This is a genomic window from Kitasatospora sp. NPDC036755 (genome assembly GCF_040636595.1).
In the GTDB taxonomy this organism is placed as follows: domain Bacteria; phylum Actinomycetota; class Actinomycetes; order Streptomycetales; family Streptomycetaceae; genus Kitasatospora.
The window spans coordinates 19,769-31,365 of the sequence record NZ_JBEZUT010000064.1 but is presented as its reverse complement, the minus strand read 5'-3'; the positions used below and the strand labels follow the sequence as shown (position 1 = coordinate 31,365).

Genomic DNA, 11,597 nt, shown 5'->3' with positions numbered 1-11,597 from the left:
AAGGCCGAGATCTGCCGCGCCATGGGCGCCGAGGCGATCATCGACCGCTCCGCCGAGGACTACCGGTTCTGGAAGGACGAGAACACCCAGGACCCCGCCGCTCGGCTCGGGCTGTACGCCGCGGGGCCGCGCCAGGAGCGGGCGCCGCCGGCCGGCCGCTACGATCCCCGCCACACCCGCGGTCCCCCCTCCACCCGGTCCAGCTGACGTTCCACCGCGCCCGCCGACCCGGGTGCCGCGGCCTGCCCGCGGCCCGGGCGGGAGGGCTCCGGCCACCGTGCCCGGAGCGTTCCCGGCGGCGCGCCGTCCCCTCGCGTCCGCCCGTCCCGGGTGCGGCGTCCCACCGTGGACGCCCGGCTCCCGCGGACCGCCCGTGGAGTACCCAATGTCTTCTCGCCGTGCCGTGTTCTGGCGCGCGCTCGTCGCGCTCGCCGTCGTCGGTGTCTCGCTCTGCATCGCCCTGACCACCCCGCCGCGCCTCGGTCTCGATCTGCGCGGCGGCACCCGGATCGTCCTGGAGACCCAGGACTCGCCCACCGTGCGCGCCGACGCGGACGCCACCGACCGGGCGCTGGAGGTGCTGCGCCGCCGGGTCGACGGCCTCGGTGTCGCCGAGGCCTCGCTCGCCCGCGCCGGGGAGCGGCGCATCGTCGTCGAGCTCCCCGGTGTGCAGGACCCCCGTGAGGCCGCCGGGGTCATCGGCCGCACCGCCCAGCTCACCTTCCACCCCGTCACCGCGACGGCCGACGGCCCGGCCGGGCCCCCGGCGGCGGACGGCTCCCTGGTCCTGGCCGACCCCGCCCTGCCCGGCGGCCACCTGCGGCTGGGTCCGCCGGCGCTGAGCGGGGACGGCGTCAAGGACGCCTCGGCCGTCCTCGACACCCGGACGGGCCTGGGCTGGAGCATCGACCTGTCCTTCCGCGGCTCGGCCGGCGACGCCTGGGCCCGGCTCACCGGGGCGGCGGCGTGCGCCGCGCCGGGCGATCCGGCCCGCCGGGTCGCCATCGTGCTCGACGACCGGGTCCTGTCCGCCCCCGGGGTGCAGGACAGCGTGCCCTGCGGGCAGGGGATCACCGGCGGTTCGACGCAGATCACCGGCGGTTTCTCGGCCGACGAGGCCCGCGACCTCGCCGCCCTGGTCAAGGGCGGCGCCCTGCCCGTACCGGTGACGGTGATCGAGCAGAGCACGGTCGGCCCCACCCTGGGCGCCGAGGCGATCCGGGCCAGCGCCCTGGCCGCGGCCGTCGGCCTGCTGTGCACCGCGGCGTTCATCATCGCGGTGTACCGCCTGCTCGGGGTGCTGGCCACCGTCGCGCTCGTCCTGTACGGGCTGATCTCGTACGCGGCCGTGGTGGCGCTCGGCGCGACGCTCACCCTGCCGGGGCTGGCGGGCTTCGTACTCGCCGTCGGCATGGCGGTGGACGCCAACGTGCTGGTCTTCGAACGGGCCAGGGAGGAGTACGCCGCCTCCCGGGTGCCCGGCCGGGGCCGGGAGCGCGACCTGCGGCGCCCGCTGCGCGTCGGGTTCGCGAAGGCGTGGAGCGCGGTGGCCGACTCCAACGTGACGACGCTGCTCGCCGCCGGGCTGCTCTTCGTGTTCGCCACCGGCCCGGTCAAGGGTTTCGGGGTGACGCTGTCGATCGGCGTGCTGGCCTCGATGTTCTCGGCCATGCTGATCACCCGGCTGCTCGCCGAGTGGGCGGTGCGCCGGCCCGCCGTCGCCCGGCGGCCCGCCCTGACCGGCATGGCCGGCGTCGGGCGGCTGCGGACCCGGCTGACCCGGCGGCCGCCCCGGCTGATGCGCCACCGGCGGCGCTGGCTGGGCGCCTGCGCCGGGCTGCTGCTGCTCGCCCTGGCCGGGATCGGCGGGCGCGGCCTGGACTTCGGCGTGGAGTTCACCGGCGGCCGGGTCGCGCAGTACACCGCCGCGCAGCGGGTCGACGCGGACGCCGCCCGTACGGCGGTGGTCGGCGCCGGGTTCCCGCAGGCCGTGGTGCAGACCACCGGCGACACCGGCGTGTCCGTGCGCACCAAGGAGACCGGCGACGACGAGCAGCAGCGCATCCGGGCGGCGCTCACCGGCGTCGCGGGCGAACTGTCCGTGGAACGCGACGAGTTGATCGGCCCGAGCCTGGGCAGCGAGCTGCGCGGCTACGCGCTGGCCGCGCTCGGGCTGGCGGTCGCCGCCCAGCTGCTCTACCTCACGGTCCGCTTCCGGTGGACCTTCGCGGCGGCCGCGGTGGTCGCGATGACGCAGGACCTGCTGCTCGTCCTCGGCCTCTTCGCCTGGCTGGGCAGGCCGGTGGACAGCGTCTTCCTCGCCGCGCTGCTCACCATCGTCGGGTACTCCGTCAACGACACGGTGGTGGTCCTGGACCGGCTGCGCGAGCTGCGCCGCACCGGGACGAAGGCGAGCTGGGCGGACCTCGCGGACCGGGCCGTGGCGCAGACCCTCCCCCGGACGGTGAACACCGGCATGGGGGCGCTGTTCGTGCTGCTGGCCCTGGCGTTCCTCGGCGGCGACTCGCTCGCCGACTTCTCGGTGGCGCTGCTGGCCGGGGTCCTGCTGGGCACGGCGTCGACGGTGTTCACCGCGATGCCGGTGGTCGTGCTGCTCCAGGGGCGTTCCCCGGAGCGGCCGCGCGAGCCCGGGCGGGCCCGAGAGGTCCGGGAGGCCCGGGACGCCCGGGCGCCGCACGCGGCGGGCCCGGCGCGGGGGCGCGACCACAACGGGGCGGTGGTCTGAGCGGCCCCGCCCGCCCGGGTAGGCCGCCCGTTCCGCGACCGGCCGACCGACCGACCACGGTCGGTCGGCCGTGGTCGGTCGGCCGGCTCGTCGGCTGCTCGCGGGGCGCCGGGCGCCGGGCGCCGGGCGCACCACGAACGCGGAAGGCGGGTACGGCGGTTCACGCGCCGGGTGCGGGCGGCACGCGCCCTCTCGACGCGCCCCGGCGCCCGGGAGCATCGTGTCCCGGGTGCGCGGCGTGCGGCCGCGCGCGCCGTCGCCGCGCCGAGTGGAGGAACCCCGTGGAGCGTCTCGTACTGGACCCGACCGGCCGTGCCCGCGATGCCGAGAGCATCGAGCTGAGCACGCGCGGACCGGCCACGCCCGTCGACATCCTGGGCGTGCGGGCCTGGTCGGTGTCCGACCCGGAGCTGCTGGAGGAACTGACCAAGGACCCGCGTATCTCCAAGGACGGCCTGCGGCACTGGCCCGACTTCGCCGAGGTGGTGCGGACCTGGCCGCTGGCGATCTGGGTGAGCGCGCACAACATGTTCAACGCCCACGGCGCCGACCACCGGCGGCTGCGCCGCCTGGTGGGCAGCGCCTTCACCGCCCGCCAGGTCGCCACCATGACCGCAGGCGTCGAGGAGCTGACCGACACCCTGCTGGACGGCCTGGCCGCCGCCGCCCCCGGCGAGGTGGTGGACCTGCGCGAGCGCCTGGCCTACCCGCTGCCGATCCAGGTCATCTCCCGGCTGCTGGGCCTGCCCGACGACCTGACGGACACCTTCCGGCGCCTGGTCGACAAGGTCTTCTCCACCGTGCTGTCCCCCGAGGAGTCGGCGGCCACCGCGGCCACGTTCCTGGGCCTGCTGGAGGAGTTGATCGCCGCCAAGCGCCGCGAGCCGGGCGAGGACATGACCTCGGCGCTGATCGCCGCCCGCGACGCCGAGAGCGACGGCGACTCCCGGGCGCTGAGCGAGGAGGAGCTGCGCGACACCGTGCTGCTGATCGTCTCGGCCGGCTACGAGACGACCGTGAACCTGATCGACAACGGCATCACGGACCTGCTCACCCACCCCGGCCAGCTCGCCCTGGTGCGCGCGGGCAAGGCCGGCTGGGACGACGTGGTGGAGGAGGCGCTGCGCCGCAACGCGCCGGTGGCGCACCTGCCGATGCGCTACGCGGTGGAGGACATCGAGCTGCCCGGCGGGGTGACGGTGCGCCGCGGGGAGGCGATCCTGGCCGCCTACGCGGCCGCCGGGCGCCACCCGGCGCGCTACGGCGACACCGGCGCCGACTTCGACGTCACCCGGCCGGTCAAGGACCACCTGGCCTTCGGGCACGGCGTGCACTTCTGCCTGGGCGCGCCGCTGGCCCGCCTGGAGGGGCGCACCGCGCTGAGCCGGCTGTTCGAGCGCTTCCCCGACCTCGCGTTCGCCCCGGGCGCGCGGCTGGAGCCGGTCGACTCGCTGATCTCCAACGGGCACCGGGCGCTGCCGGTGCTGCTCGGCCCGCAGGCGCCGCGGGCCTGCTGACCGCGCGCCGAAGCGCCCCCGGCCCCCTCCCGCCCGCCGTCGTTGTCGCCGTCGTCGCCGTCGTTGTCGCCGTCGTCGCCGTCGCCGTCGCCGTCGTCGCCGCCGTCGTCGTCGCCGTCGTCCGGGTGGCGCAGCGCGGCGGGCCGGTGGCGGGCGGGGCGTGTTAGCAATTGGCCGGGGGCGGGGGGTGCGCGTGCGGACGCGCGCGGAGCACTCGAGACCGGAGGCCGTCTTGTCGCACCACCTCAGCGGACCGAACCTGCGCTCACCGCGGGGTGACGCGCGTCTGGACCTGACCGATCTGTTCGCGTTCGCCGCGCCGGAGCCGGGCCGGACGGTGCTGATCATGAACGTGAACCCGGTCGCGCCGTCCGGCGGGCAGGCCTTCCACCCGCGGGCGGTGTACCGGATCGACATCGACACCGACGGCGACAACCGCTCGGACATCGCGTACGCCTTCACGTTCTCCGAGCCGGTGGGCGGGGCGCAGACGATGACGGTGCGCCGTGCGACGGGTGAGGGGGCGCGCGGGCTGGAGGCGGTCGGCGAGGTGCTGGTGGCGGACGCGCCGGTGAGTTTCTCCAGGGCGCCGCAGGTGGTGGAGGCGGGGTCGTACCGGGTGAGTGCGGGGCTGCGCAGCGACCCGTTCTTCGCGGACCTGGACGGGATCGTGAAGGACTTCCAGTGGACGGGCGTGGACTGGGGCGCGGACAAGAACGTGTTCGGGATCGTGCTGGAGGCGCCGGACGCGGCGTTCGGGGAGGCCGCGGAGTTCGGGGTGTGGGCGCGGGTGAGTGTGCGCGAGGACGGCGGGCTGGTGTCGGTGGACCGGGGCGCGCATCCGTCGCTGACGGCGTACTTCAACGAGGAGGACGTGAAGGACGCGTACAACGCCGGTGATCCGGTGGACGATTGGGAGAACTACCGGGAGCCGTGGACGGCGAAGCTGCAGCACTTCGGCGGGTACACGACGGACGCGGCGCGGGCGCAGCTGCGGATCGTGCTGCCGGACGTCCTGCGCTACGACCGTTCCCGTCCGGCGGGTTACCCCAACGGGCGGACGCTGACGGACGACGTCACCTCGGCGCGGCTGACGATGCTGACGGACGGGGCGGTCTCCGGTGACCGCATCGGCCCGCACACCGATCTGCTGCCGGCGTTCCCGTATCTGGGGCACCCGCACTGAGTGCGGGCGTCGTTCGGGTGCTCGTCTCCATGGCGTGTTCACGAAGATAACGAGTGGAGGTGGATTCCCGGCAGTCTGGTTTTACTTATTGACGTCATGTACGCGTCCAGGGTTGACTCCCCCCACCCCGCCGCACCGCCGCGGCGACCCCAGGGAGAGGCAACCCGTATGAACGCCGTCCTGCGTCGCGCCCTCGTCTGCACCGTGGGCCTCGCCATGACCCTGTCCGTGACCGCCGCCTGCGGAAAGGCCGGCGGCGCCAAGTCCGGCTCCTCCTCGGCCGCCGGCGACCCGAACGCCATCGGCCTGCTGCTGCCGGAGAACGCCTCCTCGGTGCGCTACGAGTCCTTCGACCGGCCGTTCATCGAGGCCAAGGTCAAGGCGCTGTGCGCGCAGTGCAAGGTGCTGTACAACAACGCCGAGGGCAGCGCCGCCAAGCAGAAGCAGCAGTTCGACACCCTGCTCACCCAGGGCGTCAAGGTGATCGTCCTGGACCCGTACGACGCCGCCTCCACCCAGAGCTGGGTGCAGGAGGCCGCCGCCAAGGGCGTCAAGGTCGTGGCCTACGACCGGCTGGCGGCCGGCCCGATCGCCGCGTACACCTCCTTCGACAACGAGAAGATCGGCGAACTGCAGGGCCAGGCCCTGCTGGCCGCGCTCGGCCCGCAGGCCGCCGAGGCGAACATCGTCATGATCAACGGCGACGAGGCCGACCCGAACGCCGCGGAGTTCAAGACCGGCGCGCACAAGGCCCTCGACGGCAAGGTGAAGAAGGTCGTCTACGAGCAGTCCGGGCAGTGGAACCCCACCGTCGCCGGGCAGAAGATCTCCGCCGCCGTCACCGAGTTCGGCAAGAGCGGCTTCCAGGCCGTCTACTCCGCCAACGACGGCATGGCCGCGGCCATCATCACCCAGCTCAAGGGCGCCGGCATCAAGGTGCCCGTCGGCGGCCAGGACGCCAGCCTGGACGGCGTCCAGCGCGTCGTGGCCGGCGACCAGGCGTACACCATCTACAAGACGTACCGCCAGCAGGCCGACGCCGCCGCCGAACTGGCCGTCGCCCTGCTCCAGGGCAAGGACGTCAAGGCCGTCGCCACCTCCAGCGTCGACAGCGCCACCGCCAAGAACATCCCCACCAAGCTGCTCGACGCCAAGATCGTCACCAAGGACACCATCGCCACCACCGTCATGGCCGACGGCATCTACAAGGCCTCCGACATCTGCACCGCCGACTACGCCGCCGCGTGCGCCGCCGCCGGCCTCAAGTAGCCCGGCACGCCCCGCCCTCCCGGGCACGCCCTGCCCGAGCATGTAGGTATCCCCCAAGTAGCCGCTCTCCCAAGGTGGTTGTTCCCGTGACAGGCGCACCCGTCCTGCAGCTGCGCTCGGTCTCCAAGCGCTTCGGGGCCGTCCAGGCCCTCACCGACGTCGACCTCGCCGTCCATGCCGGGGAGGTCCTCGCCCTCGTCGGCGACAACGGCGCCGGCAAGTCCACCCTCGTCAAGACCATCGCCGGCGTCCACCCCGTGGACGAGGGCACCCTCGCCTGGCACGGCGAGCCCGTACGCCTGGCCCGCCCCCAGGACGCCGCCGCCCTCGGCATCGCGACCGTCTACCAGGACCTCGCGCTGTGCGACAACCTCGACGTCATCGCCAACCTCTTCCTCGGCCGCGAGAAACGCCGCCGCGGCCTGCTCGACGAGGTCGCCATGGAGCAGCAGGCCCGCCGGCTGCTGGACACCCTCGCCATCCGCATCCCCGACGTGCGCACCCCCGTGGCGGCGCTGTCCGGCGGGCAGCGGCAGGTGGTGGCCATCGCCCGCGCCCTGGTCGGCGAACCGGCCCTGGTGGTGCTCGACGAGCCCACCGCGGCGCTCGGCGTCGAGCAGACCGCCCAGGTCCTCGACCTGGTGGAGCGGCTGCGCGAACGCGGCCTGGCGGTCGTGCTGGTCAGCCACAACATGGCGGACGTACGGGCGGTGGCCGACACCGTCGCGGTGCTGCGCCTGGGCCGCAACAACGGCGTCTTCCCGGTGGCGGGCACCACCCAGGAGCAGATCGTCGCCGCGATCACCGGCGCCACCGACAACGCCCACGCCCGCCGGGCCCGCCGCACCGAAACCGTCGGGCCCGGCGAAGGCGCCCAGTCCACCGAGCCCGGCCGGCCCACTGAACCCGGCCGGCCCACTGAGCCCGGCCGGTCCACCGAGCCCGCCGAGGAGGCCGAGTCCCTGTGAGCACCCCCCAAGCACCCGCCGGCGCGCCCGCGGCCGACCCCCGGCTGCACGCGCCCGCGCAGGGCTGGGCCGGCCGGGCGCGGGCCGCCCGGCGCCGCCTGGCCTCCGGCGAGCTCGGCTCGCTGCCCGTCGTCGTCGGCCTGGTCGTCATCGCGATCGTCTTCCAGTCCGTCACCCACCACTTCCTGCAGGCCGACAACCTCACCAACATCACCCGCTTCATCGCCGGGCCAGGCCTGATCGCGGTCGGCGTCGTGTTCGTGCTGATCCTCGGCGAGATCGACCTCTCGCTCGGCTCGGTGGCCGGCGCGAGCGCCGCCGTCGCGGCGGTGCTGACGGTGCGCCAGGGCTGGAGCGAGTGGGTGGCGATCCTCGCCGCCCTGGGCGCGGCCTGCGTCATGGGGCTGCTGCACGGCCTGTTCTTCGCCCGCGTCGGGGTGCCCGCCTTCGTGGTCACCCTCGCCGGGATGCTCGCCTGGAGCGGCCTGCAGGAGTACGTGCTGGGCGGCGGTGGCACCGTCAACAACCGCCACGACGGCATCGTCGCGAGCCTGGACTCCACCTTCCTCGGCGACGGCGACATCGCCTACGCCTGGGGCCTGGCCGTCCTCGCCCCCGCCCTCTACCTGGGCGCCCACCTGCTCACCGCCCGCCGCCGCCGCGCCGCCGGTCTGAGCGCGCCCGCCACCGCCGACAGCGCCATCCGCGCCGGGGCGCTGGCCGTCCTCACCCTGGCCACCGCCTACGCCCTCAACCAGGACCGCGGCCTGCCGCTGTCCCTGGTCGTGCTGCTCGGCGCCGTCCTCGCCACCGACTTCGTGCTGCGCCGCACCCGCTACGGCCGGCAGGTCTTCGCGGTGGGCGGCGGCGTGGAGGCGGCCCGGCGCGCGGGCGTCAACGTCGCCCGGGTCCGGATCTCGGTGTTCGTGCTCTCCGCGTTCCTCGCCGGCCTGGGCGGCCTGTTCTACGCCTCCCAGCAGGGCTCCGCCGACAAGCAACTGGGCGGCGGCAACGTGCTGATGAGCGCGATCGCGGCGGCCGTCATCGGCGGCACCAGCCTCTTCGGCGGCCGCGGCAAGACCTGGTCGGCGCTGCTGGGCATCCTCGTCATCCAGTCCATCACCACCGGCCTGGACATGGTCCACGCCGCCCAGGCCATCCAGTACATGATCACCGGCGCCGTCCTGCTCGCCGCCGTCGTCCTCGACTCCCTGACCCGCCGCACCCGCACCACCGGCCGCACCTAGTGCTCCGACCGCACAGGTTCACCGGGTTGCCGCGTCTCTGTGGATGGCGGCTCATCGATCGGCGTCGGCGAGTGGTCCGGCCTTGGTGACAACTCCGGTCCACCAGTCCGGTGGACCGGTGGACCGATGGGCTGCCAGGAGACTTCCGGCTCTCGGTGGGTCAGCTCGCCGGCCCTGAGGTGGAGGGCAGCCCGGGCCGGCCCGGCTCGCGGGTGGGAGCGGGGGCGCGTTCGCGGCGCTGGGCGGTGAGGTCGAACCGCCCGGCCGGCAGCAGCGCCGGCAGCGCGGCCGGCGTGTCCGGGTCGGCGAGGACCGGCACCGGCACCGGCTCGGCATCCTCCTCGTCCCGCAGCGGGTCGCTCCGCTCGTCGAGCGGCGGGTAGCACCGGCCCCGCTCGGTCCAGGACAGCCGGAGTCCGGGACACGGCCCGGTACCGCGCGGTGAGCCGGGCGGCGCGGGGCTCCGACCCCGGTTCAGCTGCCGCCGTTCCCGGCGGACCTGTCCGCGTCGATCACCCGCCGGACGGCCTGGGCGATCGGCAGGTCCCGGGCCGCCCGCCGCGTGGCCTCCCGGAACGCGGCGCGTTCGCGCCAGGGCCGGAGCCGGACGTCGTGGCTGCCCGCCCAGAGGAGCCCCGCCAACTGCAGGTCGCGTTCACCGGGGCCTGCGGAGCCCGCTCCGGTCCGTTCCAGGGATGCCACGATCCGGTCGGTGATCTCCTGCGCGGCCGAGGCGCGCACCGGCAGCAGGGCGCGGTACGGCCTCAGAAGCAGCCGGCGGTGTTCGACGGTCATCACGCCCTGGGCGACGAGCCGGTCCTGGTAGTACCGGGCCGTCTCCCGGGGCGGGATCCACCGCACGGCGGAGTCCAGCTTTGACCGGCGTCCCTTGCGTACCCGGCTCAGCCTCCCCAGCACGGCCTCACCGGCGCCGTCCCGCGCCCCGAACGGATTGAACCCGGTGATCCACCGGTCCTCGATGGTGATCGCCCCGGTGAGGAGCAGGTCCGCGAGCACGGCGCCGGCGATCATCCGCTCGAACACGGTCGGGGAGGAATTCAGCCACTTGGGGCCCGGACTGTTGCAGAGCAGCACCAGCTCGTCCATGAGCGGACGGTCCCCGGGCGGCCCGGGCGGCTCGGGCGGTTCGAGGGGGGTCAAGGCGACAGCACCTCCGACGCGGCGAGTGGACGCAGGTCCACGTTCCCGTCCCGGTGCCGGGGAAACGCCGAAGGCCCTTGTCCTCATCGCCGGGGCGCAACCAGCAACCATCCGGTCACGGCACCGACGGCTCACGGCCCAGCGGAGTCAGGGTCGGACCGCAGGGACAGGACCGCGACGTCGACGCCGAAGCCCACCACGAGCGAGCCTTCCGGGGTCACGGTCAGCGCATGGACCGGCGCGGGAAACACCAGCTCCCGGCCGATCTGCCGCCCGGCGGCCGGCTCCCACAGGCACACCGTTCCATCCGAACCACCGGTGACGACCCGGAGTTCTCCACCGATCACCGCGGTCACCACCGCGGACACGGTGCCTTCGTGGCCGACCAGCCTGCCGACTTCCCGTCCCACGGCCAGGTCCCACACGCGCACGGTGGCGTCGTGACCCGCCGTGATCGCGTGGGCCCTGCCGCCGACGACCGCTGTCGCGACCGCCCACGCCTCGCCGTCGTGGCCCGGCAGGGGCTCCCCGACCGGTTGTCCGGTGGTCAGGTCCCACTGCCAGACCTTGCCACCGCTCGTACAGCCCACCGCACGGGGCCTGTCATCGATCACCAGCGTGTCGACGGCCATCAGGAAGTCGTCGTGTCCGGTGAGTTCGCCGACCTGTTCCCCGCTGGCCAGATCCCAGACCCGCACGGACACGTCGTCGTCACTGGCGAGCGCACACGGTCGCCCCCGGACGACAGCCGTGCCCAGACACCACACCTCACCGTTGATCCCCGGCAGCTCGCCCGTCCGCTGCCGGGTGGCCAGGTCCCACGCGAGTACCGCCCAGTCGCCGGCCGTGACGACGCACGGCCGACCGTCCACGACCTCCGTCGCCACCGCCCACACTCTGCCGTCGAGGTCGTTCAAGGGCCCGCCGACCGGTTGGCCGGTCTCGAGGTCCCGCACCCGGACCGTCCGGTCCTTGCTGCCGGTGACCACGACGTGGCGGCCGTCCGAGACGGATGTCACCACCGCGCCGACACCGCCGGTGTGGCCGGACGGGTTCATCCGGAAGTACGGGTCACTCTGCGCGCCGGTGGACCACAGCACCTGCCACGGCTCGGCGCCGACATCCTCCACCGACACGGCGGCGATCCGCGCCGACAACTCCCGGTCCCCGTACCGAGCCGCGTCCAGGGCCAGCAGCTGCCGCCGCACCCACGGCGGCGCGTCCCGGTGCACGTCCACCGATGCCCGGTAGACCGCAGCCATCAGTCGCGCATCGGAAGCCGCATCGGAGGCCGGCAACCCCAGAACCCGCTCCGGATCAGCGTTCACCAGCCATCGCAGGTCCGTCCACCACCCTTCCGCCCCCGACGGATCCGATGCCGAAGCGGTCATATGAACGTCGCCACTCATGGCCGAAACTCTAGGGCCCGTATTTGGTCGTGATCAATCTGCGGGACTCACCCTCGCGACGGGTTGTGACCCGGTAGACCGCGTTGCGTGACGT

At 74.3% G+C, this 11,597-nt stretch carries 9 protein-coding genes and 1 pseudogene; 7 read left to right on the top strand and 3 right to left on the bottom strand.

Annotated elements, in window-relative coordinates; all coding sequences use genetic code 11:
* From AB0E96_RS12725 to AB0E96_RS12695, 7 genes and pseudogenes are all read left to right on the top strand, one after another.
* Positions 1–207: hypothetical protein (locus tag AB0E96_RS12725; RefSeq protein ID WP_359822076.1), on the top strand; the 207-nt coding region annotated here is incomplete at its 5' end.
* A 178-nt stretch (positions 208–385) separates the two neighbouring features.
* Positions 386–2,746 (top strand): protein translocase subunit SecD, encoded by a 2,361-nt coding sequence (gene secD, locus AB0E96_RS12720; RefSeq protein WP_359822071.1) that lies wholly within the window; start codon positions 386–388, stop codon positions 2,744–2,746.
* Positions 2,747–3,027: 281 nt separating this feature from the next.
* Positions 3,028–4,263, top strand: a complete 1,236-nt coding sequence (locus tag AB0E96_RS12715; protein WP_359822068.1) for a cytochrome P450 — start codon at positions 3,028–3,030, stop codon at positions 4,261–4,263.
* A gap of 232 nt (positions 4,264–4,495) precedes the next feature.
* Positions 4,496–5,449, top strand: coding sequence for a DUF4331 family protein (locus AB0E96_RS12710; protein WP_359822066.1), 954 nt, complete (start codon positions 4,496–4,498; stop codon positions 5,447–5,449).
* Positions 5,450–5,617: 168 nt separating this feature from the next.
* A complete protein-coding gene (locus tag AB0E96_RS12705) occupies positions 5,618–6,718 on the top strand; it encodes a substrate-binding domain-containing protein (RefSeq protein ID WP_359822064.1) in 1,101 nt (366 codons plus the stop codon).
* Between the two features lie 86 nt (positions 6,719–6,804).
* A pseudogene (locus AB0E96_RS12700) lies at positions 6,805–7,566 on the top strand (ATP-binding cassette domain-containing protein); the annotation flags it as partial.
* A 116-nt stretch (positions 7,567–7,682) separates the two neighbouring features.
* Positions 7,683–8,933 (top strand): sugar ABC transporter permease, encoded by a 1,251-nt coding sequence (locus AB0E96_RS12695; RefSeq protein ID WP_359822061.1) that lies wholly within the window; start codon positions 7,683–7,685, stop codon positions 8,931–8,933.
* Positions 8,934–9,093: 160 nt separating this feature from the next.
* On the opposite strand, the gene AB0E96_RS12690 is transcribed toward AB0E96_RS12695, so the two are convergent.
* The 3 genes from AB0E96_RS12690 to AB0E96_RS12680 all read right to left on the bottom strand — a co-directional run bounded on the left by AB0E96_RS12690 (position 9,094) and on the right by AB0E96_RS12680 (position 11,503).
* Positions 9,094–9,258, bottom strand: coding sequence for a hypothetical protein (locus tag AB0E96_RS12690; RefSeq protein ID WP_359822060.1), 165 nt, complete (start codon positions 9,256–9,258; stop codon positions 9,094–9,096).
* A gap of 149 nt (positions 9,259–9,407) precedes the next feature.
* Positions 9,408–10,094, bottom strand: coding sequence for a GPP34 family phosphoprotein (locus AB0E96_RS12685; RefSeq protein ID WP_359822058.1), 687 nt, complete (start codon positions 10,092–10,094; stop codon positions 9,408–9,410).
* Between the two features lie 131 nt (positions 10,095–10,225).
* Positions 10,226–11,503, bottom strand: coding sequence for a hypothetical protein (locus AB0E96_RS12680; protein WP_359822056.1), 1,278 nt, complete (start codon positions 11,501–11,503; stop codon positions 10,226–10,228).
* Between the last annotated feature and the right edge of the window lie 94 nt (positions 11,504–11,597).